Raw genomic sequence first — 25300 nt, 5'->3', positions numbered from 1 at the left:
TTGTCCGTCGCGGCCGCCGTCAGCGCGCGGCGGGCACGTACGGACTCAGATCCGCGGCAAGCTCCTCGTGCACCCGCGCCTTGAGCAGGGTGCCGTCGCCGGTGTGCTCCTCGGAGAGCACCTCGCCCTCGGCGTGTGCGCGCGAGATGAGCTGGCCGTGCGTGTACGGAACGAGGGCCTCGATCTCGACCTCGGGCCGCGGCAGCTCGGTGTCGATGAGCGCGAGAAGCTCGGCGATGCCGGCGCCGGTGCGCGCGGAGACCGCGATCGCGTGCTTCTCGTTGCGCAGCAGCCGCTGGAGGACCAGCGGGTCCGCGGCGTCCGCCTTGTTGATCACCACGATCTCGCGTACGTCGGTGGCGCCGACGTCCCTGATCACCTCGCGCACGGCGGCCAGCTGCTCCTCCGGCACCGGGTGCGAACCGTCCACCACGTGCAGGATCAGGTCGGAGTCGCCGACCTCCTCCATCGTGGAGCGGAACGCCTCGACGAGGTGGTGCGGCAGGTGCCGTACAAACCCGACCGTGTCGGCCAGGGTGTAGACCCGGCCGCTCGGCGTCTCGGCCCGGCGCACGGTCGGGTCGAGGGTGGCGAACAGCGAGTTCTCCACCAGGACGCCCGCGCCCGTGAGGCGGTTGAGGAGCGAGGACTTGCCCGCGTTCGTATAACCGGCGATCGCGACCGAAGGCACCTTGTTGCGACGGCGCTCCTGCCGCTTGATGTCGCGGCCCGTCTTCATCTCCGCGATCTCCCGGCGCATCTTCGCCATCTTCTCGCGGATCCGTCGCCGGTCCGTCTCGATCTTCGTCTCACCGGGGCCACGGGTGGCCATGCCGCCACCGCCGCCGCCACCCATCTGACGGGAGAGCGACTGACCCCAGCCGCGGAGCCTCGGCAGCATGTACTGCATCTGCGCGAGGGCGACCTGTGCCTTGCCCTCTCGGGACTTGGCGTGCTGGGCGAAGATGTCGAGGATCAGGGCGGTCCTGTCGACCACCTTGACCTTGACGACGTCTTCGAGGTGGATCAGCTGGCCGGGGCTCAGCTCACCGTCGCACACGACGGTGTCGGCTCCGGTCTCGAGCACGATGTCGCGCAGCTCCAGGGCCTTGCCGGAGCCGATGTACGTCGCCGGGTCCGGCTTGTCGCGGCGCTGGATGACGCCGTCGAGCACGAGCGCGCCCGCGGTCTCCGCGAGAGCGGCCAGCTCGGCGAGGGAGTTCTCCGCATCGTCAACCGTCCCGGAGGTCCACACGCCGACGAGCACCACACGCTCCAGACGGAGCTGTCGGTACTCGACCTCGGTGACGTCCTCGAGCTCGGTGGAGAGTCCGGCGACGCGGCGCAGAGCCGCGCGCTCGGAGCGGTCGAGCTGATCGCCGTCCCGCTCTCCGTCGATCTCGTGGCTCCAGGCGACGTCCTCTTCCATCAGGGCATCGGCCCGAAGACCTTCGGGGTAGTTCTGCGCGAAGCTCTGTGCGTCCTGGGAAGGGGAAGAAGAGGAGGTCATTGGTTCCTTACGTCGATACGTCGATGGGAATGCGGACGGAGGCGTGAAGCGTGATGCCTGATCCGTCACAGTCGACAACGCACGGGGCGGCCCGGAGATTCCCGGGCCCGGACCGGTCGCGCCGTCGACCTGACGATGTTTGCACGACACGGCCCGTCTCGTCATCCGCGTTTTCCGACGGCCAGGAAGTTATTTCCCTTCCGGGACTTTCCCTTCCAGGGCTTTCCCTTCCGGAGCCGCCGTGCGCCAGTCCGGGTGGCCCGGCATGGGAGGCGTCTTCGCCCCGTACAGCCAGGCGTCGAAGAACCCGCTCAGGTCACGCCCGGCGTTCCGCGAGGCGAGCCGCACGAAGTCGGCGGTGGTGGCGTTGCCGTCGCGGTAGATCTGGACCCACTGACGCTCTAGGCGGTCGAACGCGCGGTGCCCGATCTCCTGGCGCAGCGCGTAGAGCACCAGGGCGCTTCCGTCGTACACGACCGGCCGGAAGATGCTGATCTTCTTCCCCGGGGCCGGCTCCTTGGGCTTGGCGGGCGGGCCGCCCGCGGCGCGCCAGCTGTCCGACCGGCGGTAGGCCTCGCGCATCCGGTCCTTCAGGGGCCGCTTCGCCTTCTCCTCGGCGAAGAGCGCCTCGTACCAGGTGGCATGGCCTTCGTTGAGCCAGAGGTCCGACCAGGAGCGCGGGCTGACGCTGTCGCCGAACCACTGGTGCGCCAGCTCATGCACCATGATCGAGTCGATGTACCACTCCGGGTACTCGGGGCGGGTGAAGATCTCTCTCTCGAAGAGAGAGAGCGTCTGTGTCTCCAGTTCGAACCCGGTCTGCGCGTCGGCCACAAGGACGCCGTAGGTCTCGAAGGGGTAGCGGCCGACCTTCCGCTCCATCCAGTCGATCTGGCCGGGCGTCTTCTTGAGCCAGCGCTCCAGGATCTCGCGGTCCTTGGTGGGCACCACATCGCGTACGGGAAGGCCGTTGGGGCCCTCGCGGTGCACCACGCTGGAGCGGCCGATCGCCACCTGTGCCAGCTCGGTCGCCATGGGGTGGTGGGTGCGGTAAGCCCACGTGGCGGCCCCGCCGTCGTGGCGGGTCCTGCCGACCGGCAGGCCATTGGCGACGGCGGTGAGCCCCTTGGGGGCCGTCACACGGAACGTGAAGGCCGCCTTGTCCGAAGGATGGTCGTTGCACGGGAAGACCAGGTGGGCGGCGTCCGCCTGATTGGCCATGACGAGCCCGTCACTGGTACGCACCCAGCCGCCCTGGGCGCCCTTGGCGGAGACGGGGTCGCTGGTGTGCCGGACGGTGATCCGCAGCGGCTCGCCGGGGCCGACCGGCGCGGACGGGGTGAGGACCAGGTCCTCACCGGTGCTCTCGAAACGGGCCGCCTCGCCGTTGACCTCGACGGACCGGACCTTGCCGTGGGCGAAGTCGAGGTTCACGCGCTCCAGGGGAGCCGTGACCAAGGCGTCGATCTTGGTGACGGCGTCCAGCGGCTTGCGGTTGTCACCGTGATAGGTGAAGCCGATGTCGTACGACGCCACGTCGTACCCGGGGTTGCCCAGGTGCGGGAAGAGCGGGTCGCCGATGCCGAGCGGGGCGGCGGGCGAGGGTGCGCTCGCCGCGACGAGGGCGGCGGACGCGGTCGCGGCGATCAGCGCCGTGGCGATGCGGGGGGTGCGGAGGGCCTTCGGCCGCGCGGCCGTGGTCCGAGGGGTGAGCAGCATGGACTTACCGCTACCAGCGCACGGCTCCCGGGGTACGACGGCGCGCGTCGGGCCACTCGAACGGGTCACGGAGGGGCCCGCCCGATGGCCGGAGCGCTCAGTGGGCCGCGGCCGCCGGATGCTGGGCGCGGCTCACGTCGTACACGCCCGGTACGGCCCGCATCGCCCGCATCAGCCCCGGAAGGTGCGCCGCGTCCGGGAGTTGGAGCGTGTACGTATGGCGTACGCGCTGCTGGGTGGGCGGTTCCACGGTCGCGGAGATGATGGCGACGCCCTCGAGTGCGATCGCTTCGGTGAGGTCGGCGAGGAGATGCGCACGGCCGAACGATTCGGCGGTCAGGGTCACCCGGAACTCGGCGGTGTCTCCCCAGCGCACGCCGACCTCCGCGCGCCCCACTTCCTTCATGCGCTCCGCCCCGGGGCAGCCGACGCGGTGGACGGTCACGGCTCCCCCGCGGACGGCGAAGGCGGTGATGGCGTCGGGCGGCACCGGCGTACAACAGCCAGCGAGCCGTACGCTCGCGCCCTCGCGGTCGACCACGGCACTCGCGGCGGCGGAACGCGAGGTGGTGTCGGGGGCCTCCGGCCGGGGCGCGGAGACCGGCGTCTGCTCGGGCGACCGCCGTCCGGACTGCGCCGGGGCGGGTGCCGGGGTCGGATGCGTGGTGAGCCAGCGCCGGATCGCGATCCGCGCGCCGGGTGTGCGGGCGTGGTCCAGCCACTCGCTCGAGGGCCCGGAGGTGGCGTCCTGGCCCATGAGGAGCTGCACCGTGTCGCCGTCCCGCAGGACCGTGCTGAGCGTGGCCAGGCGGCCGTTCACGCGCGCGCCGATGCAGGCGTGCGCGTCCTCCCCGTACTGGGCGTAGGCGGCGTCCACGCAGCTGGCGCCTGCGGGCAGGCCGAGCGTGCCGCCGTCGGGGCGGAAGACGGCGATCTCGCGGTCCTGGGCGAGGTCCTCGCGCAGCGTCGACCAGAACGTGTCGGGGTCGGGGGCGGCCTCCTGCCAGTCGAGGAGCCGGGAGAGCCAGCCGGGCCTTGTGGGGTCCACACGCTCGTCATCGGCACCGGTGCCGGTGCCGGTGCCGGTGCCGGTGCCGGTGCCGGTGCCGGTGCCGGCGGAAGGCTCCTCCGAAGCGTCCGAAGGAGGAGCGTAGGGATTGCGCAGTGCGACGACGCCCGCCTCGGCGACCTGGTGCATCTGGTGCGTACGGATGAGGACTTCGGCGACCTCTCCGTCGGGGCGGGCCACGGCGGTGTGCAGCGATTGGTAGAGGTTGAACTTCGGTACGGCGATGAAGTCCTTGAACTCGGAGACGACCGGCGTGAAGCAGGTGTGCAGTTCGCCGAGGACTCCGTAGCAGTCCGCGTCTTCGTTGACGAGGACGAGGAGGCGGCCGTAGTCGGACGCGCGCAGCTCGCCGCGTTTGCGGTGCACCCGGTGGACGGAGACGAAGTGCCGCGGCCTGATGAGGACTTCGGCCGCGATGCCCGCCTCGCGCAGCACCCCGCGCACCTCACCCGCGATGTCGCCGAGCGGGTCGCCCTCGCTCTCGGCGTTGGCGGCGATGAGGGCTTGGACCTCGGCGTACTCCTGCGGGTGGAGGATCGCGAAGACGAGGTCCTCCAGCTCGGTCTTGAGCGCCTGGACGCCGAGGCGCTCGGCGAGCGGGATGAGCACGTCCCGGGTCACCTGGGCGATGCGGGCCTGTTTCTCGGGGCGCATGACACCGAGGGTGCGCATGTTGTGCAGACGGTCGGCGAGCTTGATCGACATGACGCGTACGTCGTTGCCGGTGGCGACGAGCATCTTGCGGAAGGTCTCCGGCTCGGCCGCGGCCCCGTAGTCGACCTTCTCCAGTTTCGTGACGCCGTCGACGAGATAGCAGACGTCGTCGCCGAACTCGGCCCGCACCTGGTCGAGCGTCACGTCCGTGTCCTCGACCGTGTCGTGGAGGAGGGACGCGGTCAGGGTGGTGATCTCCGCGCCGAGCTGGGCGAGGATCAGGGTCACGGCCAGGGGGTGCGTGATGTACGGTTCGCCGCTCTTGCGCGTCTGGCCTCGGTGCGAGGACTCCGCGAGGACGTAGGCCCGGCGAAGGGGCTCCAGGTCCGCGTCGGGGTAGTGGGCCCGGTGGGCCTCCACCACATGGCCGATCGCGTCGGGCAGACGGTCACGGGCGGCGGGGCCGAGCAGTGCCGCCCTGCCGAGCCTGCGCAGGTCGAGACGGGCGCGGCCGCGCCTTCGCTGGACCCCGGGCGTCACGGGGCCTGGCGTGGCTGGGTTCGTGGCCTCCGCACTCATGGGCACCTCCGGCTGCTTCGACCGGCGGTGTACGGACGGTGGCGTACTCCGTCCGGGCCGGTGCTTGATGCTACCGAGCCCATCACGCGGCACTGACCGCCTCTCGCCGAGCGTGAAACGGATCACCCATTCGAGCGACACTTCATGGGATTGCCGTTTCGAGCCATTCGGACACGAACTCACCTTCGGCGACGATCACGGCGGGGCCGGTCATCTCGATCTCGCCGTCGGGCCGCTCGGTGATCACCAGGCGCCCTCCGGGCACATCGACCGTGTACGTCACCGGGGTGCCGGTGACGGCCGGGTCCTCGCCGTCCCTGCGGGCCGCGGCGACCGCCACGGCGCATGTGCCGGTGCCGCACGAGCGGGTCTCGCCCGCGCCGCGCTCGTGCACGCGCATGGCGACGTGGCGCGGGCCGCGGTCGACGACGAATTCGACGTTCACCCCGTGCGGGTAGGCGGAGGAGGGGCTGACGAGCGGGGGTTCGTAGAGCGTGCCCGCTTGGGAGAGGTCGTCCACGAAGGCGACCGCGTGGGGGTTGCCCATGTTCACGTTGCGCGCGGGCCACCGGTGGTCCGCGACCGAGACGGTGACGTCCCCTTCGGGGAGCAGTGCCTTGCCCATCCCCACGGTGATCTCGCCGCCGGCTTCCGCCTTGGCGATGTGCACGGTCTTCACGCCGCCGCGGGTGGCCACCGCCAGGTCGCCCTCGCCGACGAGCCCGGCGTGCTGGAGATACCGGGCGAAGACGCGCACTCCATTGCCGCACATCTCGGCGATCGACCCGTCGCCGTTGCGGTAGTCCATGAACCACTCGGCCCGGTCCGCGAGGTGGCGGGCCTCGGGGTGGGCGGCGGAGCGCACGACGTGCAGGAGGCCGTCGCCGCCGATGCCCGCGCGGCGGTCGCACAGGGCGGCCACGGCGGCCGGGGGCAGCTCGATGGCGTTGTCGACGTCCGGGATGATCACGAAGTCGTTCTCGGTCCCGTGCCCCTTGAGGAAGGCGATCCGCGTGCTCATTCCTCGATCGTACGGGGTGGGTACGACACCCGGTCGGCGCGGTGGCGCCCAGGCGCTCGCGGCAGCCGTCTCAGCGGAGCCGCGCGACCCGCCACACGGCGAGGACCGCCGCGCCGACGAAGAGCAGGGCGTACGCGGTGACGACCCGCCAGTCCGGCCGCTGCCCGGAGCCGCGCTCGGGCAGTCCCGGCCAGGTGTGGCCCACCCGGCGGGCGGCCATCATTCCCCAGCCCGCGGCGCAGCAGCTGAGCAGCAGCCCGAGCATGGCGACCACCGCACCGCCGTCGCCGAACTCGAAGGCCAGCGGGAAGGCGAACATCAGGGAGCCGCCAGCGGCGATGATCACGATGGGTGCGAGCTGCCAGATGCGCAGCCGCCGCTGCGGACGCAGCTCGACCTCGACCTCGGCCTCCGGGGACATCTCGTCCGCTCCGGGGCCGTCGTCGGTCACGCCGCCGAGGGTCTCGTCGGGACCGTCGGGGCTCAGCTGTTCTCCGCCGTCATGCGCGGTGTCACGAGGGCCGGCCTCCATCGCCACGCGCCCTCCCACTCCGGACTCCACCTGTCGATCGATGGTCGATGATGGCACGGCGTCAGGTGCCGCGATGACCGCCGGAGCGTCCCGATGCCATCACGTGATCAGGCTGTGACCGGTCGTTCGACCAACGCCATTGCGCGTGCCGGGAGTTCCCCGCGATCGGCCACGGCCCCACTGAGCCAGTGCACCCGGGGATCGCGCCGGAACCACGAATCCTGACGGCGCGCGAAGCGTTTGGTGGCGCGTACGGTCTCGGCGCGCGCCTGCTCCTCGGTGCACTCCCCCGCGAGGGCGGCGAGCACCTGCTGGTAGCCGAGCGCCCGGGACGCCGTACGCCCTTCGCGCAGCCCCCGCGCCTCCAGCGCGCGTACCTCGTCGACCAGGCCCGCCTCCCACATGCGGTCCACGCGCGTAGCGATGCGTTCGTCGAGTTCGGGGCGGGCCACGTCGACGCCGATCTGGACCGTGTCGTACACGGAGTCGTGTCCCGGGAGGTTGGCGGTGAAGGGCTTGCCGGTGATCTCGATGACCTCCAGGGCGCGCACGATCCGGCGGCCGTTGCTGGGCAGGATCGCCTGGGCGGCCCCGGGGTCGGCGGCGGCGAGGCGGGCGTGCAGCGCTCCGGAGCCGCGCAGCTCCAGCTCCTCCTCCAGGCGGGCGCGCACGGCGGGGTCGGTGCCGGGGAACTCCAGGTGGTCCACGGCGCCCCTGACGTACAGCCCTGAGCCGCCGACGAGGATCGGCCAGCGCCCCTCGGCGAGGAGGCGGTCGATCTCCGCGCGGGCCAGCTTCTGGTACTCGGCGACGCTGGCCGCCTCCGTGACGTCCCAGATGTCGAGCAGATGGTGGGGGACCCCGCCGCGCTCCTCGGACGTCAGCTTGGCGGTGCCGATATCCATCCCTCGGTAGAGCTGCATGGAGTCGGCGTTGACGACTTCGCCGCCAAGGCGCTGCGCGAGGAAAACGCCCAGATCGGACTTTCCTGCGGCGGTCGGACCGACGACGGCGATGACCCGCGGGGCGGGAGCTGCACTACTCACCGCCCCAGTCTCGCAAACCCCGCGCGTACTTCCCGAACGAGCTACGTGACGGCACGGCTCCCAGGTCGTTGCCTGTTGCGAGGTTCCGGCCGCCGGTTTCGAGGACCGATGACCCGGGCGACGCAATGGGACGCACCGGGCGGCGCGGGATTTCGCCCACACGAGTAACGTATGGAGTAGATATGGGCGTTTTTGCAAGGTTTCGCCGGAAGTCCAAGGAGAGCGAAGAGGCGTCGACGCCCGAGGCAGCCGCAGCCACGCTGACGGCCGAGCCGGAGGAGACCGAGGGGTCCCCCGAGGCCTCCGCCGATGCGAAGCCCGCCGCCGAGGCCGAGAAGGACGCCGAGAGCGCCGCCGAGGACAAGCCCGCGGACGCTCCCGAGGCAGCCGAGGCGGGCGCGGAGGCCGTGGACATCCCGAAGCAGCAGTCCGCCGAGGAAGCGGCCGACAACGAGGCCGGTGAGGGCGCCCGCAAGTAGCTCCCGGCGAGGGAAGGTGACCCCATGGGCTTCCTGGACCAACTGAAGGCCAAGCTCGCCCCGGCCAAGGACAAGGTCTCGGACCTCGCGCAGCAGCACGGGGACAAGATCGACCACGGCCTGGACAAGGCCGCGAAGATGGTCGACCGAAAGACCAAGGGCAAGTACAGCGACAAGATCCAGATGGGCACGGGCAAGGCCAAGGACGCCGTCGGCCGCCTCGCCGAGCACGACCGGGGCAAGGGCACGGGCGGCAAGGACACCGGCGGCACCGCCGGTCCGCCGACGCCCCCGTCGCCGCCTGCGTCCCCGTCGCCTCCCGCGCCCCCTCCGGCTCCCTGAATCACATCGGCGGACGGTCGTGAAGCTCCCTGCTTCGCGGCCGTCGCCGCATGCCCGGAGGCGGCGGCGACGGCCGAGCGGGCTCTGGGGCTAGGACCAGGTGGCCACGACGTATCCGACCCCGTACGGCGCGTCCTCGTAGAGCAGCTCGCCGCTCAGCGCGGCGCCCTCCGCCGCCCCCGCCAGCACCTGCCACGGGGCACGGCCCGCCGCCTGCAGTTCGTGCGCGAGCTGCGCGTCCAGGGCCTTCAGCGCCGCCACGTCGGCCGCGCCTAGGGCACGGGCGACCGTCGCGTCGAAGCCGGCCGCCCGTTCGTCGAGGTAGCCCGGTGCCTTCAGCGTGCGGCACGCGCTGGCGTCGCCCATGACCAGCAGCGCCACCCGGTCCGCCCGTGCGCCGATCTCGCCGCCGACTTGAACGCACCGCTCGGCGGCAAGGGGTTCCCCCACGCCGAGGCCTTCCAGCGGGGCGGCCGACCACCGCGTACGCCCGAGCAGCCAGGCGGCGACGGCGAGCGACGGCGGAAGCTCACGCTCGGCCGACCCGCCGGCCTCACCCTCACCGGCGTCGTCGCCCGTGGCAGGTCCGAGCCGTACGTCGAGGTCCACCCCAAAGCCGCGGAACGATCCACGCGCGCCCTGCGGATGCGGTCCGCGGCCGCTCAGCTCGGCGGGGCCCACCACGACGAGCCGGTCGGGCCTGGCGGCGGCGAGGACCCCGATGGCGTCCGTGCACGCCGCGCGCGCGGCGTCCAGTTCGGGCGCCGCTCCCGCGGCGACCTCGGGGACGAGCAGAGGCGGGCAAGGGCAGACGGCTGCGGCGACAAGCATGATCCGCAGCGTAACGCGCCTACTCGGCGACCGGCCGTGGGTCCCGCTGCGGCTCGGTCGCCCTCACGTCGGTTCAGTCGCGGGCGCAGCCGCTCGCCGTCGCCACCGGCAGCGGCGCGGGGGCGCCGATCGTCGGCAGGCCCAGCATGACGCCCGCGGGCTTGGCGGCCGCCTCGGTGTTGCGCTTCTCCCAGGCGTCGCCCGCGCGCGTGGGGCGCACGTTCAGCACGGCGCCCTCCGCGAGGAGGTGGTGCGGGGCGGCGTAGGTGATCTCGACCGTCACGACGTCGCCGGGGCGCACTTCGGTGTCCGGCTTGGTGAAGTGCACGAGACGGTTGTCGGGGGCGCGGCCGGAGAGGCGGTGCGTGGCGCCGTCCTTGCGGCCCTCGCCCTCGGCGACCATCAGCTCCAGGGTGCGGCCGACCTGCTTCTTGTTCTCCTCCCAGGAGATCTCCTCCTGGAGGGCCACCAGGCGCTCGTAGCGCGACTGGACGACCTCCTTGGGGATCTGCCCCTCCATGGTCGCGGCCGGGGTCCCGGGGCGCTTGGAGTACTGGAAGGTGAAGGCGCTGCCGAAGCGGGCCTCGCGGACCACGTGCATCGTCTGCTCGAAGTCCTCCTCGGTCTCCCCGGGGAAGCCGACGATGATGTCGGTGGAGATCGCCGCGTCCGGCATGGCCGCGCGGACCTTCTCGATGATGCCCAGGAAACGATCCTGCCGGTACGAGCGGCGCATCGCCTTGAGGATGGTGTCCGAGCCGGACTGGAGCGGCATGTGGAGCTGCGGCATCACGTTCGGCGTCTCGGCCATGGCGGCGATCACGTCGTCGGTGAAGTCGCGCGGGTGCGGGGAGGTGAAGCGCACGCGCTCCAGGCCCTCGATCTGCCCGCAGGCGCGCAGGAGCTTGCTGAACGCCTCACGGTCGCCGATGTCCGAGCCGTACGCGTTCACGTTCTGCCCGAGGAGGGTGATCTCGGAGACGCCCTCGCCGACGAGCGCCTCGATCTCCGCGAGGATGTCGCCGGTCCTGCGGTCCTTCTCCTTGCCGCGCAGGGCGGGCACGATGCAGAAGGTGCAGGTGTTGTTGCAGCCGACCGAGATGGAGACCCACGCGGCGTACGCGCTCTCGCGGCGCGTGGGCAGCGTCGAGGGGAACGCCTCCAGGGACTCGGCGATCTCGACCTGCGCCTCTTCCTGGACGCGGGCGCGCTCCAGGAGGACCGGCAGCTTGCCGATGTTGTGCGTGCCGAAGACGACGTCGACCCAGGGCGCCCTCTTGACGATGGTCTCGCGGTCCTTCTGGGCGAGACAGCCGCCGACGGCGATCTGCATTCCGGGACGCTTGGTCTTCATCGGCGCCAGGCGGCCGAGATTGCCGTACAGACGGTTGTCGGCGTTCTCGCGCACGGCGCACGTGTTGAAGACGACGACGTCGGCGTCGCCGTCGGCTCCTTCGGGCGCACGTTCGTAGCCGGCGTCCTCCAGCAGCCCGGAAAGCCGCTCGGAGTCATGGACGTTCATCTGGCACCCGTAGGTGCGCACCTCGTAAGTCTTCGCGCTCATCTCGCCCCCCAGGGTACGGGGTCGCCACGCGCGCGTGCCCGCCGATTCCGACCGGGGCGCTCCGGGGGCGGTGCCGGGGGTGGTGCGGTGTGACCTCGCCCCTGGTCATCCACGTGAGTGGGCTGGCAGGATCGCGCGCATGCTCCAGGCACTCCCCCACCTCAGCAGGCGCCGCGCCTTGCAGGGCTCGACCGCGGCGTTCGTGGTGCTCGGGCTGCTGCTGTGGTGGCTGCTTCCCATGGGCGAGAGCTCTCCGAGCGGCCGGATGGCGTTCAGCACGGGTGTGCGGAACGGCGTCTATGAGCGGTACGGCGAGCTTCTGCGGACGGCGATCTCGCAGGACATGCCGGAGGTGGAGGTGGCCCTGCTCAACAGCCAGGGGTCGCAGCAGAACATCGAGCGGGTGGCCACGGGGAAGGCCGACTTCACCATCGCGGCGGCCGACGCCGTCGAGACGTACCGCCTCGAAGGGGCTTCGGGGGCGGATCGCCTGAGGGGCTGCGCGCGCCTCTACGACGACTACGTCCAGCTCGTGGTTCCCCGGGGCTCCGACATCCACTCCGTGGCGGATCTGCGGGACAAGCGCGTCGCGGTGGGGCAGGGCCGCTCGGGGGTGCGGCTGATAGCGGACAGGGTGCTGGACGCCGCGGGTCTCGACCCCGTGAAGGACATCGAGCCGGTGTCCGCGGGCATCGACACCATGCCGGGCCTGTTGAAGGACGGCTCCATCGACGCCTTCTTCTGGTCGGGCGGGCTGCCGACCACCTCCGTGCGCGAGCTCTCGGAGAAGATGGACATCCGCCTCGTCAAGCTCGGCTACCTCGTCGACCGGCTGCACCAGCAGGGCGGCGCCTCGCGCTACTACCGGGCCGCCACGATGCCGGCCGACGCCTATCCCGAGGCGCAGCAGGGCTCCGCGGTGCCCACGCTGGCCGTGGCGAACCTCCTTGTCACCACGGACCAGGCCGACGCGGACCTCACCGCGGGGCTGACCCGTACCGTCATCGACAGCCGCGACCACATCGGCGACGAGGTGCACGCGGCCCAGCTGGTGGACCTGCGTACCGCCCTGTTCACCGACCCGCTCCCGCTGCACGACGGGGCGCGCCGCTACTACCGCTCGGTGAAGCCGTAGCGAAGCCCTCAGATGGTGGTGGACGGCTCGCTGCGGGGGACGCTGACCGTCACCTTCAGGCCGTGGGGTTCGTTCCGCCCGTACGCGATCGTGCCGCCGCCCGCCGCGAGCAGGGCCCGTGAGATGGACAGGCCGAGGCCCGAGCCCTTCACGTTCTGGTGGCGGTTGCTGCGCCAGAAGCGGTCGCCGACGCGGGCGAGTTCGTCGTCGGTGAGGCCGGGGCCTGCGTCGGTGACCACCACGGTCGTGGTGCCGTTGCTGGAGGAGACCGCCACGTGGACCGGCCCTCCTTCGGGGGTGAACTTCAGGGCGTTGTCGATCACCGCGTCCAGCGCGCTGGAGAGGGCGACCGGGTCGGCCCAGCCGGTGGTCGCCGGGCAGTCGCCCGTCAGCCGCACACCCCGTTCGTCGGCGAGCGGCCGCCAGGAGGCGACCCGCTCGGCCGCCAGTTCACCGATGTCGGTCAGGCTCAGGTCGGCCGCGGCGTGCTCGGCGAGCGCCAGGTCGAGCAGGTCGTCCAGGACCTGGGCCAGACGCTTGCCCTCGGTGCGGACCGAGGCGATCTCCTCGTTGCCCTCGGGCAGTTCCAGGGCGAGGAGTTCGATGCGCAGGAGCAGGGCGGAGAGGGGGTTGCGCAGTTGGTGCGAGGCGTCGGCCACGAAAGCGCGCTGCTGTTCGAGCACGTCCTCCACGTTGTCGGCCATCTCGTTGAACGACCGGGCCAGGCGCCTCAGTTCCGGCGGCCCGCCCGCGGCGGCGACGCGTGATTTGAGGCGCCCCGTCGCAATGTCGTGCGTGGTGGCGTCCAGGACCCGCACCGGACGCAGGACCCAGCCGGTGAGCCTCAGCGCGGCGCCGACCGCCAGGAGCATGGCGGCCGATTCACCGGCGGCGATGAGCAGCCAGCCGTGCAGTGTCTTCGAACGCATGCGCCCGGTCGGCGAGTCGGTGACGACCACGGCGATGACGTCACCGTCCTTGATCACCGGGGAGGCGACGGCGAGGCGGCCCCGCTTCCACGGCCACACCTGCTCGGGGTCGTGGCTGCCACGGGAGCGCAGGGCCTCCTGGAAGGCCTCTCGGACGTCTCCCTTGGCGGGCAGGTACCAGCTGGCGGGGGCGTTCGCCATGGGGCCGTCGTCGCGGTAGAAGACGCCCGCCCTGATGCCGTAGACCTCGTAGTAGTCGTCGAGTTCGTTCTGCAGCGTCTCGCGCCGCTCGTCCGTGGCGCCGCCCTGCACCCGGGGGCCCGTCGGGCGCTTGGTGACGAACTGGGCGAGGGAGGCGAAGCGCGCGGTGTCGTCGATGCGGTCGACGACCACTTTCTGCTGCTGCGCGGCCGCGACACTGACGGCCAGCGGGAATCCGAGCGCGAGCAGCACGCCCGCCATCAGGACGATCAGCAGCGGGAGGAGGCGTGAGCGCACCTGTCCTCGCTCTTGCTACGTGGCCGGGGCGACGAGGCGGTAGCCGACGCCTCGTACCGTCTCGATGAGGGCCGGCATGTGCAGCTTGGAGCGCAGGGACGCCACGTGCACTTCCAGCGTGCGTCCCGTCCCCTCCCAACTGGTCCGCCACACCTCGCTGATGATCTGTTCGCGGCGGAACACCACTCCGGGGCGCTGGGCGAGGAGCGCGAGCAGGTCGAACTCCTTGCGGGTCAGTTGGACGACCGAACCGTCCACGCTGACCTGCCGGGTGGGCAGTTCGATGTGGACGGGCCCGAGCCGCAGCTTGCTGTCGCCCGGCACCACCGCGCCGGCGGGGGTGGGGCGCCGGATGACCGCGTGGATGCGGGCGATGAGTTCTCCGGTGTCGTACGGCTTCACCACGTAGTCATCGGCTCCGAGGTTGAGGCCGTGTATCCGGGAACGTACGTCCGAGCGGGCCGTCACCATGATCACCGGTGTCGAGCCGCGCTTGCGGATCTTTCCGCACACCTCGTAGCCGTCCTGGTCGGGCAGGCCCAGGTCGAGGAGCACCACTCCGAAGGGGGCCGTTTCCGCGGGCAGCAGGGCCTGTAGTGCCTCCTCGCCGCTCCGGGCGTGGACGACGTCGAAGCCGTGCCTGGCCAGGATCGCGGAGAGGGCGGCGGCCACGTGATCGTCGTCCTCGACGAGAAGCAGTCTCATACGGGCCCCCTCCAGTTCATCCGTCGTTCCCTCGTGGCAGGTAGTCGCATGGTCGCCCATGCGCACAAGGCATCCACTCCGATGGATAAGGACCACGTCAAGAGGGCACGGGTCACGGACACGTTCCGTTATCCAGCCGGTACGCACACCGGGGACCCTCTTCACACGGTGTGTCCGGTTGCGGCCGGATCGTTATGCTCAATTTCCCCTCAGATGTAATGACGCTGGTCGCACTGGGTTATTACTGTCCTCCCAACCGAGGAGGATGGAGCAACAAGCCGTGACCGAAGTATCGGTGACCAAGGACGCCATACCGCCCGGGGCGGACGACCTGGTCGTGCTGAAGAACGTCAACAAGCACTTCGGCGCTCTGCACGTCCTCCAGGACATCGACCTGACCATCGCCCGCGGCGAGGTCGTCGTGGTGATCGGCCCCTCCGGGTCGGGCAAGTCGACCCTGTGCCGCGCCATCAACCGCCTGGAGACGATCGACTCGGGAGACATCTCGATCGACGGCAGGCCGCTGCCCCAGGAGGGCAAGGAACTGGCCCGTCTCCGCGCCGACGTGGGCATGGTCTTCCAGTCCTTCAACCTTTTCGCGCACAAGACCGTGCTCGAGAACGTGACGCTGGGCCAGATCAAGGTGCGCAAGACCGGCAAGGCGGAGGCCGAGAAGAAGGCCCGCGCCCTGCTGGACCGCGTGGGCGTCGCCTCGCAGGCGGACAAGTACCCCGCGCAGCTCTCCGGCGGCCAGCAGCAACGCGTCGCCATCGCACGTGCGCTGGCGATGGACCCCAAGGTGATGCTCTTCGACGAGCCCACGTCGGCGCTCGACCCGGAGATGATCAACGAGGTCCTCGAGGTGATGCAGCAGCTCGCCCGCGACGGGATGACGATGGTCGTCGTCACCCACGAGATGGGCTTCGCCCGGTCCGCGGCGAACCGCGTCGTCTTCATGGCGGACGGCCGGATCGTCGAGGAGGCCACGCCGGACCAGTTCTTCAGCAACCCGCGCAGCGACCGGGCAAAGGACTTCCTGTCGAAGATCCTTAAACACTGAGGCTTCCACGCCGTCTCAACTCCAGTCGAAACAGAGGATGTTCACCATGAAGTTCCGTAAGTCCGTCGCCGTGGCAGCGGCCGTCGCCGCGCTCTCGCTGACCGCCACCGCCTGTGGCGGCAAGGAGGGCTCCGCCGGTGACAAGCCGGAGGGCCCGGACAGCAAGGACACCAAGGCGCTCAGCTACACGGTCAAGAAGGACGCGTCGGTCGACTCGTCCGTCTTCGAGGCGGCCAAGAAGCGCGGCAAGCTGATCATCGGCGCCAAGGCCGACCAGCCTTACCTGGGCTTCCAGGACCAGTCGACCAAGGAGTACTCCGGGTTCGACATCGAGATCGCCAAGATGATCGCGGCCGACCTCGGCTTCTCGCCCAAGCAGATCGAGTGGAAGACGGTCGACTCCGGCGCCCGGGAGACCGCCGTCTCCAAGGGCGACGTCGACTTCATGATCGGTACGTACACGATCAACGACGAGCGCAAGAAGCAGATCGACTTCGCCGGGCCGTACTACCAGGCCGGTGCCTCCCTGCTGGTCCGCAAGGACGAGAAGGACATCAAGGGCCCGGAGACCGTCCGCGGCAAGAAGGTCTGCTCCATCGTCGGCTCGACGCCGCTGCAGAACATCAAGAAGCCGAAGTACGGCGCCAAGGTGACCGAGCTGTCCAAGTACTCCGAGTGCGTGGCGCAGATGCTCAACAACCAGGTCGACGCCGTCACCACCGACGACGCCATCCTGATGGGCTACGCGGCGCAGAACCCGAAGAAGCTCAAGGTCGTCGGCAAGCCCTTCTCCGAGGAGCCCTACGGAGTCGGCCTCAAGAAGGGCGACAAGGCGCTGCAGAAGGCCGTCGCTGACGCCATCAAGGCGCACCAGGAGAACGGCGACTACAAGAAGGCGTTCGACGCCACCATCGGCAAGTCCGGCTCCGAGTACAAGGACCCGCCGGCCTTCACCGACCCCAAGTAGGACCACGCGCCCCGCTTCGTACGGCCGACACGTCCGTACGGGGCGGGGCGTCTTGTGAGCCCGTCGCCGCCCGACCGCCCTCTCGCGGAGAATTCATGAACGTACTGACCGACAACCTGTCGCTGTTCCGCGAGGGGTTCATCGGCACCGTGGAGCTGACCGTGGTCAGCGGGATCATCGCCTTGGTGCTCGGTGTGATCATCGCCGCCTTCCGGGTCTCACCGGTGCCGCCATTGCGCGTCTTCGGCACCGTGTGGGTGAACGTCCTGCGGAACACCCCGCTGACCCTGCTGTTCCTGGTGGCCTTCTTCATCCTTCCGAAGATCCTGTTCCCGGACATGGACTCCTTCGTGCTCGGCGTCGTGGCGCTGGGCTTCTACACGTCGTCCTTCATAGCCGAGGCCCTGCGCTCGGGCATCAACACCGTGCCGATGGGCCAGGCCGAGGCGGCCCGCGCGATCGGCATGAGCTTCACGCAGGTGATGCGGGTCGTGGTGCTCCCCCAGGCCACCCGCGCGGTGGTCGCCCCGATGGGGTCGATCTTCATCGCGCTGACGAAGAACTCCGCGATCGCGGGCAGCTTCGACAACGTCGACCTGTTCAACGTCGCCAAGACCCTCAGCAACGACGGTTACGACATCGCCATGATCTTCCTCTGGATCACGGTCGCGTACCTGGTCATCACCTACGCCATCAACGGCGCCTTCCGGCTGCTGGAGCACCGTATGGAGGTCGCCCGATGAGCGCCAGTGTCCTCTTCGACGCCCCCGGCCCCAAGGCCAAGGTCCGCAACCGGATCTACTCGGTCGTCGGCACCGCGGCGGTGCTCGGCCTGATCGTCTGGGTCGTTCTGCGGCTCAACGAGAAGGGTGAGTTCGAAGGTGCCCTGTGGGACATCTTCAACTACTCCGGCATCCGCGAGAACATCTTCGAAGCGCTCCTCGCGACCCTGAAGGCCTTCGCGCTCGCCGCTGTCCTCTCGCTGGTCTTCGCGGTCGTGCTCTGTGTCGGCAGGCTCTCCGACCACCGGGTGGTGCGCTGGGCCTCAGTGATCTTCATCGACCTCTTCCGGTCGATCCCGCTGCTGATCACGATCTTCGCCCTGTGGGTCGGCGTCGTCGGCGACATGACGCCGTTCTGGGCGCTGGTCCTCGGCCTGTCGATCTACAACGGCTGCGTCCAGGCCGAGGTCCTGCGCGCGGGCGTCAACGCCGTGCCGAAGGGCCAGCGGGAGGCCGCCTACGCGCTGGGCATGAGCAAGACCCAGGTGACGGCCGGCATCCTGTTCCCGCAGGCCGTGCGCTCCATGCTGCCGACGATCATCAGCCAGCTCGTGGTGACGCTCAAGGACACCTCGCTCGGCTACATCATCCTCTACCCCGAGCTGCTGTACTCGGCGCGGCTGATCGCCAACAACACGCCGGTGAACGGCACGTACCCGTTCGTCCAGACGGTCGTCGTCGTCGGTGCCATCTACATCGCGCTCTGCATGGCGCTCTCCTCGCTCGCCACCTGGATCGAGAAGCGCGGGCGCCGCGCCAAGACCGGCATCGTGGTGGCCGCCGCCGCGGAGCCCGCCGAGACCCCCGGCGTGCTGGACGCGGCCACGCCGCTCGGTCCGACGGTCGCCGCGGAGCCGGCGAAGCCCGCGGGTCCCGGCGGGCCCGAGGATGGTCCGGGGCGCCCGGACTCCGGCCCCAGCGGCTCGGTTGGAAAGTCCGACTGACAAATCGTCGGCATAGGAGTGGGGGGCGGCCGGGGTGCCGCCCCCCACATCTGTCTCCCTGGCCCCGGATCCCCCTGGCGTCACCCCGCTCCGCTCCTACTTCCTGGTGAACGCCACTGCCATCGTCACTTGACGCAAGCACCGGCAATGGGTTGCATACGTTCTGTGATCGTGCACCGGGCTCCAACTGCCAGCTCCTGTAGGTACGTCCAGCGCTTCCGGGCAGCCCGGACCCACGGATCCCGACGCGCCGGAGGGTGTGCGCCGTGGACCCGGTGATCGTCGTCGGCGCGGGCCCCGTCGGCCTCGCGCTCGCCCTCGCGCTCGCCCGCCACTCGGTGCCCACGGTCGTCCTCGACGAAGGGCCGGGCAAGGACGAGCAGCGGTCCGCGCGGACGGTCGTGCTCCGCGAGGACACCGCAGCCTTCGTGGAGCGGCTCGCGGGGCACTCGTTCGGCGACCGGGAATCAGGAGCCCGCTGGACCAGTTGGCGGTCCCTGCGGCGCAAGCAGGTGATGCGGGAGCTCTCCTTCGGGGAGCCCTCCTGCGGGGATGTCCCCTACGACGACGAACTTCTGGCCCCGCTGCACCTTCCGCAGCATGTGCTGACCGGCGCGCTGCGCGAGGTTATCGTCGGCGAGCGGCTCGTCAAGGTCGCGGTGGAGAGCAAGCTCGACTCCCTGGAGCAGGACGCCTCCGGGCTGACCGCCCACACGCGCGGGCCGAAGGACACCTGGTGGCGCGGGAGCTATCTGGTGGGTTGCGACGGGTCCCGTTCGACGGTGCGCAAACTGCTCGACATCCGCTTCCCGGGGCGTACGGCCGTCGAGCGGCACGCCGTGGCGGCGCTGCGCACGGAACTTCCCTGGCCCGGTGAAGCGTTGCTGCACCGGATGCCTCCGTGGCGCGGCGGGGGCGCCGAGGTGACGGGCCGTCCGCTCGCCGGCGGGGTGTGGCGGCTCGACTGGCTGCTTCCGCCGCGTGGCGAGCTGGTGACGCCCGACGCCCTCGTCCTGCGGATCCGGGAGACCCTCGCGGGCTGGTGCGGGGGCGCCACACCACCGTACGAACTGCTCGACACCGGCGTGCACACCGTCCACCACCGCCTCGCCCGCCGGTGGCGGGTGGGCCGCGCCTTCCTCGCCGGGGACGCGGCGCATCTGCTCGGCGCGCTCGGCACCCAGGGGCTCGACGAGGGGCTTCGGGACGCGGACAACCTCGCGTGGAAGCTGGCGCTCGCCTGGCACCACGGGCACCGCGATCCGCTGCTCGACAGCTATCAGGCCGAGCGGCGGGCCGGGGTAGCCGCACGCCTGCGCGCCGCCGACCAGTCGCTGCCGGTGCTGCGCGGCGGCAAGGGCCTGCGCGCGTACGTGCCGGGGAGCGCGCGCGGGCACGACGCGCTGCTCACGGACGGCCATGTGGGGCGTGGCCTGCTCGGCGCGCCGTCGTCCTATGCGCACTCTCCCCTCGCGCCCGCGCCGTCCCAGTCGGAGATCGCGGTGGGCACGGAGCCGGGCGCGCCGGTCGCCGACGTGCGGGTGACCGCCCCCGACGGGGCCTTCGTCCGGCTGCGGGAGCGGCTCGGGCTCGGCCATCTCCTCGTCGTCCTGGTCGCGCCGGGCACCGTGGTGTGGGAGCGGCGGCACTGGATGACGGCCGGGATCATGCCGCGGCTCGCCGCCGCCGTGACCGCCTTGCCGCACCCCGCCGAGCTGCTCGTCGCGGAGAGCTACCCCGGGGCTCCCGCGCACTGCGTCCTGCTCATCCGTCCCGACGGGCACCTGGTCACCGCGCTCGCCGGTGTGCGCCCGGCCGAGCTGTACGCGGCGGCCGAGGCGGCGGTGGGGGGCGGCACGGCGCCGGAGGGCGGACACGGGGGCGACGACGCCGAGCAGGCGGGCCGGGCGGTTCGGACGGGCGGGGAGGAGAGCGCCGCGGGGGCGCGGGCGGGGCGGCCTTCGGAGTGAGGGGGCGAGGGGCCTCTCGGGGCAGGGCCCTGACGCTTCTCGGGCCATACTTCGGCGTCTCTGGCCAGCCTCAGACGTCCTTGGGGGGCGTCTCTGGGCCAGCCTCAGACGTCCCTGGGGGGGCCGTCTCTGGCCAGCCTCAGACGTCCCTCGGGCCCACCCATAACGCCCCTGAGGCCAACCCCGGGCGCTCCCGGGGCCTCCCCGAAGACCCCTCGGGCACGCCACACCCAGCCCGCTCCGGGGCCAGCCCCAGCCGCCCCCAAGCCACGTCCAGTCGCCTCTCCAAGACACGTCAAGCCGCCCCTCGGGTCACGCCCCCGAGACCCCTCCGACCACCCTCTGAACCCCGCGCGACCGCATGCTGAGCCGGAGTTGACCGTCCTCCCCCTCCATGGTCTACTCCGGATCGTGACCGACACCGATGTGCGCCTGTGGCGGAGGGTCCACATGGACCTCGTCCGCTACGCAGGCTGCGTGTGTCACCCGTCCTGCTGACTTCGCATCTTTTCCCCACGCGCTGAGCGCCGCTTTCCGGCCTGCTCGCGCGGCTTCCGCGAACCTCCAGGACGGTACCCGTGTCTGTTTCCGCCCCTTCCTCCACCGCGCCCGCGACCGCGCGCTCCGCGCCTCCCACCGCCGCCGAACTCCTCGACTTCGTGCGCCGCAGCGCCGCCGACCCCGAGCTGATCGCCTCCCTGCCGCTCGACCCCGAGGGCCGTACGTGGGTGCGGCTCGCGGGGCCCGGCGGAAGCGAGGCCTGGCTGATCGGCTGGCCGCCCGGCAGCGGCACCGGCTGGCACGACCACGCGGAGTCGATCGGCGCGTTCCTCACCGCGGCGGGCACCCTCAAGGAGAACTCGCTCGCGGTGCGTCTGCCCACCGACGGCTGGAAGACCCTGGAACTCTCCGAAGACGTCGACCGCGAGCGGGAGTTGACGCGCGGCGAGGGCCGCGCCTTCGGGCGCAACCATGTGCACGAGGTGCTGAACGAGTCGACGACCCGGCACGCCGTCTCCGTACACGCCTACTACCCGCCGCTCCCCCGGATCCGCCGTTACAGCCGCACCGGCGAAGTGCTCCGCCTGGAGTCCGTGGAGCGCCCCGAGGACTGGCAGTGAGCGAACAGCCGATCGGCATCGACGAGTTGCTGGAGTGCGTACGGCTCGGCCTCGACCGGGTCACTCCCCAGGAGGCGTACGACACCTCAGAGGCCGGCGGCCTCCTGGTCGACATCCGGTACGCGGCACTGCGGGAGCGCGACGGTCTCATCCCCGGAGCGCTCGTCGTCGAACGCAACGAACTGGAGTGGCGCCTCGACCCCCAGGGCAGCCACCGCGCCCCGGAGGCCACCGGCCACGATCTGCGCATCGTCGTGATCTGCAACGAGGGGTACGCGTCGAGCCTCGCGGCCGCCTCCTTGCGGCAGTTGGGGCTGCGCCACGCGACCGACCTGGTCGGCGGCTTCCAGGCATGGCGGGCGGCGGGGCTTCCGGTCACGGTCACGGCGTGAAGCGAGGGTGGGCGCCCCTTTTGGTAAGGGGCGCCCACCCTTGCGTACTGCCCCTTACCCGCCTTACTCCCCTACTCCTTCGCCGTCGCCACGGTGACCGGGAGCGGCCTCAGAGCGGCGCGGCCCGGCAGCGCGGTCGCCACCAGGGATAGCACTCCGGCGACGGCGACCACGGAGACGTACACCAGTGGGGTGACCGCCGGGGCCGCGCTGCCCGTCATGCCGACGCTGAACGCGGTCAGGACGGCGAGCGCCACCCCGCTGCCGAGCCCGGCGCCGATGAGCAGGACCGCCAGCGCCTCGGTGCGCAGCATGCGCAGCACCTGGCGGCGCGTGGCGCCCGCGAGCCGGAGCATCGCGAACTCGCGGATGCGCTCGGACACGGACATCGCGAGGGTGTTGACGACGGCGATGGCGGTGAAGGCCAGGACGAGCCCCATGGCGAGGTGGTTCACCTCGGCGTTGGCCTGCTGTCGCTCGGCCTGAAGCCCGTCGAAGACTGCCGGGTCCAGCACCCTCACGCCCGGGAACTTCGCGACGGCCGCCGCGAGTTGTTCTTGCGTACGGTCGCTCTTGGGATCACTTTGGGGGGTGCTCTTGAGCTTGCTCTTGACGAGGACCGTGGCGGCGAGCGGGTTGTCGACGTGGCGGGCGACCAGGCCGTGCGCCATGGTCAGATCGCCGAAGCCGAGCCCGCGGGCGTACACGGCACGGACGGTGAGCCGGGCCTTCGTACCGTCTCCGAGGGTGAACTTGAGCGTGCTGCCCGGCTTCAGCCCGAGCTGGTCGGCGGCCAGTTCGCTGACGGCGACGCTGTCCTCGTCGAAGCCCTTCAGTGATCCCGCGGTGACGTCCGGGTCCCAGGTCCGGGTGAGGCCTTCCGGAGTGACGCCCTGCGCCGGGTACTTGTCGAGCCCCACGCGCACGGTCGTGCGGACGACTTCGGTGGCGGCCTCGACACCTTCGATCGTACGAACGTCCCGCGCGGCCTGCGCCGGGACGCCCGGGCCCTGCGCGGCGAGCACCCAGTTCGCGCGGATGCCGTCGCGGGCCTGGGCGCGGGCCGCGTCGCCGAGGGTGGGCTGGACGAAGAGGACCGTGCAGGTCATGCCGGTGAGGAGGGCGAGAGGGGTGACGACGGCGGCCATCCGGACCGCGTTGCCGCGCAGGTTGGCGTGGGCGAGCTTGCCGGCCGGTCCGGTCAGCCGGAGGGGGCCGCTCAGCAGCGCGGCCGCGGCCCGGACGACGAACGGGCCGAGGAGCGCGATGGCGCAGGCGAAGACCACGACGGCCAGGAACGTCACGGGAGTCGAAGCGGCCTCGGTGCGCAGCACGCTGAGCACGGCGACCAGGACGACGCCGCCCACGAGGAAGACGAGACCGGCGACCACACGGCTCCAGGCGGGCCGGGCCCGTTCGACCCGCGCCTCGGCGAGGGCCTCGGCCGGGCGGATCCGGACGATCCGGCGCCCGGCGATGCGGGCGGCGGCCCAGGCGCCGAGCAGGGTCGCGCCGATGGCGGCGAGGGGCGGGAAGACGCTGACGGTGCGTTCGAGGGTGGCGGAGATGGCCCCCGCTGTCACGAACCGGCCGTGCAGCCAGCCGCCGAGCGGGATCCCGGCGAGCGAGCCGACGACGCCCGCCGCGGCGCCGACGAGCAGTGCCTCGCGTCCGAGCAGCTTGCGGATCTGCTTCGGCGTCGCGGCGACGGCGCGCAGCAGGGCGAGCTCGCGGTGGCGCTGCTGCACGGAGAGCGCGAAGGTGCCGACGACCACGAGGATGGCGACGAGCAGAGAGGTGCCGCCCATCGCGCCGCCCATGCTGACGAGCTTGACGCGGGCACCCGCTGCGTCCAGGAACTCGACGGGGCCACGGCCGTCACCCGAGTTGACCTGCGCTGTCGTGCCGTCGAGTGCGTGCTCGACGGCCTGCTTGAGGTCGGCGACCTCGGTGCCCCGGACCGGTATGACGCCGAAGGCGCTGACCTTTCCGGGGTGCGCGGCGAGCCGCTCGGCCTCTCCGGAGGAGAAGAAGAGCGAGGTCTGGTGGGCGAGGGAGCCGTGCTCGGGAGCGGCGATGCCCGTGACGCGGTAACTGCGCGGGCTCTGCGTGGACTGGACGGTGAGCCGGTCACCGGGCTTCAGCCCGGCGCGGTCGGCGAGATCACGGTCGATGACGAGATCAGCGGCCGCGTGCGGGGCGCTGCCGTCGACGAGGCGGAAAGGGGTCAGGGCGGCGGAACTCCAGGCATGTCCGTACGCGGGTCTGTCCTCGTCCATCGCGGCGCTGGGCGTCAACGGCTGGGCGAGGAACGTCAGTTCGGGCACGATCGCTCTGACGCCCGGTGCCTTCTTGAGCCTGCCCTCGATGTCGTCGGCCGACAGCCAGGCCCGCTCGGCGATCGGTTTCGCCTTGTGCTTGACCTTGGTCTTGCCCTTCTTGTGCTTGACCGTGGTCTGGTGGACGTTCTGGTCGGCGGAGACGATCACGGGCGCGGCGGCGTAACGCTCGGTCTTGATCGTGCCGCGCAGGCCCGTCTCCAGGAGGGTGCCGCACGCCGTGATGAGCGCGGCGGCACACATCAGCGCGAGGAAGGCGCCCAGGAATCCGCCTTTGCGGTCCCGGACCGTCTGCAGGGCGTAGCGCAGCATCATGAGGGCTCGGTCTCTTTTCGGTTGTCGGAGGCGGAGGCGGGCGCGGCGGGCGCGTCCGGCTCGATGGGTGCGGCGGGCGCGATGGGCGCGACGGGCGCGGGGAAGGCCAGGAAGCGGGTCAGTACCGTGCGGGCGTCGGCCGGGGTGTCCGCGGCGGGCCGCTTGTAGCGGTTGAGCAGCGCGATGTACTCCTCGAAGAACTCACGGAGTTCGGGAAGGGTCAGCCGGATCGTGCCGCGCGAGCAGGGGAACGCGTCGGCCCACTCGCCGAGTTCGGCGCCGCCCTCCCGCTGCAACCGCTCGAAGAGGTCGAGGTCGGCGGCGTACGAGAGGTGGTTGAGGTGGTCCATGACGCGCCGCGTCTCAGGGCTCTGCGCACTGCGCGGCGGAAAGCGCCGGTCGCCGGGGACGGCCCGCCACCAGCGCTCGCGTCCGTGCCCGGAGCCGGGCGCCTCCTCGACGAAGCCGTAGCGGGCCAGCTCGCGCAGGTGGTAACTGGTGGCGCCGGTATTGAGGCCGAGGGCCCTGGCCAGCGTCGCCGAGGTGGCCGGGCCGTGCACGGTGAGGTGCTGCAACATCTGCTGCCGTCGCGGCTGCGCGAGCGCCTTGAGCAGCCGGAGGTCGGTCAGCTCTTCGGGAGGCGGGGCGGACGGTGGCCGGGCTGTGGCCGACGCCGACGCCCGCCCCGGAGCCGTGCCGGTGTCCGAGCCCGCGCCTGAGCCCGAGCCGGAGTCCGAGTCCTGGGCCTGCGCCGCATCAGTGGTGCCGGGTTCCTGTGCCATGCGTACACAGTCGCC

The 25300-nt window shown here is 71.2% G+C and carries 22 protein-coding genes; 10 read left to right on the top strand and 12 right to left on the bottom strand.

The genetic code is table 11. From position 1 onward, the window contains the following. Positions 1 to 19 precede the first annotated feature (19 nt). The 6 genes from hflX to miaA form a co-directional block, all read right to left on the bottom strand. Positions 20 to 1510, bottom strand: a complete 1491-nt coding sequence (hflX, locus tag DMA15_RS27905) for a GTPase HflX (protein WP_125515491.1) — start codon at positions 1508 to 1510, stop codon at positions 20 to 22. A gap of 189 nt (positions 1511 to 1699) precedes the next feature. After that, positions 1700 to 3229 (bottom strand): M1 family metallopeptidase, encoded by a 1530-nt coding sequence (locus DMA15_RS27900; RefSeq protein WP_125515490.1) that lies wholly within the window; start codon positions 3227 to 3229, stop codon positions 1700 to 1702. Positions 3230 to 3326: 97 nt separating this feature from the next. After that, entirely contained in the window at positions 3327 to 5531 is a 2205-nt protein-coding gene (locus DMA15_RS27895) for an HD domain-containing protein (RefSeq protein WP_125515489.1), read from the bottom strand. Between the two features lie 142 nt (positions 5532 to 5673). After that, positions 5674 to 6552 carry a diaminopimelate epimerase gene (gene dapF / locus DMA15_RS27890; RefSeq protein ID WP_125515488.1) on the bottom strand — a complete coding sequence of 293 codons (879 nt, stop codon included), beginning with the start codon at positions 6550 to 6552 and terminating at the stop codon, positions 5674 to 5676. Positions 6553 to 6622: 70 nt separating this feature from the next. Then, positions 6623 to 7084 carry a hypothetical protein gene (locus DMA15_RS27885; RefSeq protein ID WP_125518038.1) on the bottom strand — a complete coding sequence of 154 codons (462 nt, stop codon included), beginning with the start codon at positions 7082 to 7084 and terminating at the stop codon, positions 6623 to 6625. Between the two features lie 107 nt (positions 7085 to 7191). Continuing rightward, positions 7192 to 8130, bottom strand: coding sequence for a tRNA (adenosine(37)-N6)-dimethylallyltransferase MiaA (miaA, locus tag DMA15_RS27880; RefSeq protein ID WP_125515487.1), 939 nt, complete (start codon positions 8128 to 8130; stop codon positions 7192 to 7194). 182 nt (positions 8131 to 8312) lie between these two features. Between miaA and DMA15_RS27875 the strand changes: the two genes are divergently transcribed. After that, on the top strand, positions 8313 to 8609 hold the full coding sequence (locus tag DMA15_RS27875) for a hypothetical protein (protein ID WP_125515486.1): 297 nt from the start codon (positions 8313 to 8315) through the stop codon (positions 8607 to 8609). 24 nt (positions 8610 to 8633) lie between these two features. Continuing rightward, a complete protein-coding gene (locus DMA15_RS27870; RefSeq protein ID WP_125515485.1) occupies positions 8634 to 8951 on the top strand; it encodes an antitoxin in 318 nt (105 codons plus the stop codon). Between the two features lie 90 nt (positions 8952 to 9041). Here the strand turns inward: DMA15_RS27870 and DMA15_RS27865 are convergent, their stop codons facing one another. Then, positions 9042 to 9782, bottom strand: coding sequence for a class III extradiol dioxygenase subunit B-like domain-containing protein (locus tag DMA15_RS27865; RefSeq protein WP_125515484.1), 741 nt, complete (start codon positions 9780 to 9782; stop codon positions 9042 to 9044). A gap of 73 nt (positions 9783 to 9855) precedes the next feature. Then, positions 9856 to 11346: a tRNA (N6-isopentenyl adenosine(37)-C2)-methylthiotransferase MiaB gene (miaB, locus tag DMA15_RS27860; protein ID WP_125515483.1), complete on the bottom strand. Its 1491-nt coding sequence runs from the start codon at positions 11344 to 11346 to the stop codon at positions 9856 to 9858. 139 nt (positions 11347 to 11485) lie between these two features. Between miaB and DMA15_RS27855 the strand changes: the two genes are divergently transcribed. Next, positions 11486 to 12481 (top strand): TAXI family TRAP transporter solute-binding subunit, encoded by a 996-nt coding sequence (locus DMA15_RS27855; protein ID WP_125515482.1) that lies wholly within the window; start codon positions 11486 to 11488, stop codon positions 12479 to 12481. An 8-nt stretch (positions 12482 to 12489) separates the two neighbouring features. Here DMA15_RS27855 and DMA15_RS27850 read toward each other — a convergent pair whose 3' ends face one another. Further along, positions 12490 to 13908, bottom strand: a complete 1419-nt coding sequence (locus DMA15_RS27850) for a HAMP domain-containing sensor histidine kinase (protein ID WP_125515481.1) — start codon at positions 13906 to 13908, stop codon at positions 12490 to 12492. 15 nt (positions 13909 to 13923) lie between these two features. Further along, entirely contained in the window at positions 13924 to 14613 is a 690-nt protein-coding gene (locus DMA15_RS27845; protein WP_125515480.1) for a response regulator transcription factor, read from the bottom strand. 280 nt (positions 14614 to 14893) lie between these two features. Between DMA15_RS27845 and DMA15_RS27840 the strand changes: the two genes are divergently transcribed. The 7 genes from DMA15_RS27840 to DMA15_RS27810 all read left to right on the top strand — a co-directional run bounded on the left by DMA15_RS27840 (position 14894) and on the right by DMA15_RS27810 (position 21849). Beyond that, positions 14894 to 15673 (top strand): amino acid ABC transporter ATP-binding protein, encoded by a 780-nt coding sequence (locus DMA15_RS27840; RefSeq protein ID WP_125515479.1) that lies wholly within the window; start codon positions 14894 to 14896, stop codon positions 15671 to 15673. A 46-nt stretch (positions 15674 to 15719) separates the two neighbouring features. Next, on the top strand, positions 15720 to 16640 hold the full coding sequence (locus tag DMA15_RS27835) for a glutamate ABC transporter substrate-binding protein (protein WP_125515478.1): 921 nt from the start codon (positions 15720 to 15722) through the stop codon (positions 16638 to 16640). 95 nt (positions 16641 to 16735) lie between these two features. Then, positions 16736 to 17383, top strand: coding sequence for an amino acid ABC transporter permease (locus DMA15_RS27830; RefSeq protein WP_125515477.1), 648 nt, complete (start codon positions 16736 to 16738; stop codon positions 17381 to 17383). Further along, the gene (locus DMA15_RS27825; protein WP_125515476.1) at positions 17380 to 18366 is read left to right on the top strand and encodes an amino acid ABC transporter permease; all 987 of its coding nucleotides are present in this window, start codon (positions 17380 to 17382) and stop codon (positions 18364 to 18366) included. Before DMA15_RS27830 ends, DMA15_RS27825 begins: the two co-directional genes overlap by 4 nt. Before the next feature lie 266 nt (positions 18367 to 18632). Further along, positions 18633 to 20336, top strand: coding sequence for an FAD-dependent monooxygenase (locus DMA15_RS27820; RefSeq protein WP_125515475.1), 1704 nt, complete (start codon positions 18633 to 18635; stop codon positions 20334 to 20336). 578 nt (positions 20337 to 20914) lie between these two features. Further along, the gene (locus DMA15_RS27815) at positions 20915 to 21457 is read left to right on the top strand and encodes a cysteine dioxygenase (RefSeq protein WP_125515474.1); all 543 of its coding nucleotides are present in this window, start codon (positions 20915 to 20917) and stop codon (positions 21455 to 21457) included. After that, positions 21448 to 21849, top strand: coding sequence for a rhodanese-like domain-containing protein (locus DMA15_RS27810; RefSeq protein ID WP_125518037.1), 402 nt, complete (start codon positions 21448 to 21450; stop codon positions 21847 to 21849). The genes DMA15_RS27815 and DMA15_RS27810 overlap by 10 nt, the downstream gene beginning before the upstream one ends. A 71-nt stretch (positions 21850 to 21920) precedes the next feature. Here DMA15_RS27810 and DMA15_RS27805 read toward each other — a convergent pair whose 3' ends face one another. Together DMA15_RS27805 and DMA15_RS27800 are read right to left on the bottom strand one after the other, a co-directional pair. Next, complete coding sequence (locus DMA15_RS27805; protein WP_125515473.1) at positions 21921 to 24503, bottom strand: ABC transporter permease; 2583 nt, start codon at positions 24501 to 24503, stop codon at positions 21921 to 21923. Next, positions 24500 to 25285, bottom strand: coding sequence for a helix-turn-helix domain-containing protein (locus DMA15_RS27800; RefSeq protein ID WP_125515472.1), 786 nt, complete (start codon positions 25283 to 25285; stop codon positions 24500 to 24502). Before DMA15_RS27800 ends, DMA15_RS27805 begins: the two co-directional genes overlap by 4 nt. Positions 25286 to 25300 lie beyond the last annotated feature (15 nt).

It is taken from the genome of Streptomyces sp. WAC 01529 (assembly GCF_003945545.1).
GTDB lineage: Bacteria > Actinomycetota > Actinomycetes > Streptomycetales > Streptomycetaceae > Streptomyces > Streptomyces anatolicus.
Note: the sequence above shows the minus strand (reverse complement) of the source record. Positions and strands in the feature narration are given on the sequence as shown.

Excerpts from the sequence above, each read along its gene's own strand:
- DMA15_RS27885 (WP_125518038.1), bottom strand. The coding sequence starts at position 7,084 with ATGGAGGCCGGCCCTCGTGACACCGCGCATGACGGCGGAGAACAGCTG.
- miaB (WP_125515483.1), bottom strand. The coding sequence starts at position 11,346 with ATGAGCGCGAAGACTTACGAGGTGCGCACCTACGGGTGCCAGATGAAC.
- DMA15_RS27875 (WP_125515486.1), top strand. The coding sequence starts at position 8,313 with ATGGGCGTTTTTGCAAGGTTTCGCCGGAAGTCCAAGGAGAGCGAAGAG.
- DMA15_RS27855 (WP_125515482.1), top strand. The coding sequence starts at position 11,486 with ATGCTCCAGGCACTCCCCCACCTCAGCAGGCGCCGCGCCTTGCAGGGC.
- DMA15_RS27830 (WP_125515477.1), top strand. The coding sequence starts at position 16,736 with ATGAACGTACTGACCGACAACCTGTCGCTGTTCCGCGAGGGGTTCATC.
- DMA15_RS27900 (WP_125515490.1), bottom strand. The coding sequence starts at position 3,229 with ATGCTGCTCACCCCTCGGACCACGGCCGCGCGGCCGAAGGCCCTCCGC.
- DMA15_RS27895 (WP_125515489.1), bottom strand. The coding sequence starts at position 5,531 with ATGAGTGCGGAGGCCACGAACCCAGCCACGCCAGGCCCCGTGACGCCC.
- DMA15_RS27870 (WP_125515485.1), top strand. The coding sequence starts at position 8,634 with ATGGGCTTCCTGGACCAACTGAAGGCCAAGCTCGCCCCGGCCAAGGAC.
- DMA15_RS27845 (WP_125515480.1), bottom strand. The coding sequence starts at position 14,613 with ATGAGACTGCTTCTCGTCGAGGACGACGATCACGTGGCCGCCGCCCTC.
- dapF (WP_125515488.1), bottom strand. The coding sequence starts at position 6,552 with ATGAGCACGCGGATCGCCTTCCTCAAGGGGCACGGGACCGAGAACGAC.
- DMA15_RS27825 (WP_125515476.1), top strand. The coding sequence starts at position 17,380 with ATGAGCGCCAGTGTCCTCTTCGACGCCCCCGGCCCCAAGGCCAAGGTC.
- DMA15_RS27865 (WP_125515484.1), bottom strand. The coding sequence starts at position 9,782 with ATGCTTGTCGCCGCAGCCGTCTGCCCTTGCCCGCCTCTGCTCGTCCCC.
- DMA15_RS27805 (WP_125515473.1), bottom strand. The coding sequence starts at position 24,503 with ATGATGCTGCGCTACGCCCTGCAGACGGTCCGGGACCGCAAAGGCGGA.
- hflX (WP_125515491.1), bottom strand. The coding sequence starts at position 1,510 with ATGACCTCCTCTTCTTCCCCTTCCCAGGACGCACAGAGCTTCGCGCAG.
- DMA15_RS27835 (WP_125515478.1), top strand. The coding sequence starts at position 15,720 with ATGAAGTTCCGTAAGTCCGTCGCCGTGGCAGCGGCCGTCGCCGCGCTC.
- DMA15_RS27800 (WP_125515472.1), bottom strand. The coding sequence starts at position 25,285 with ATGGCACAGGAACCCGGCACCACTGATGCGGCGCAGGCCCAGGACTCG.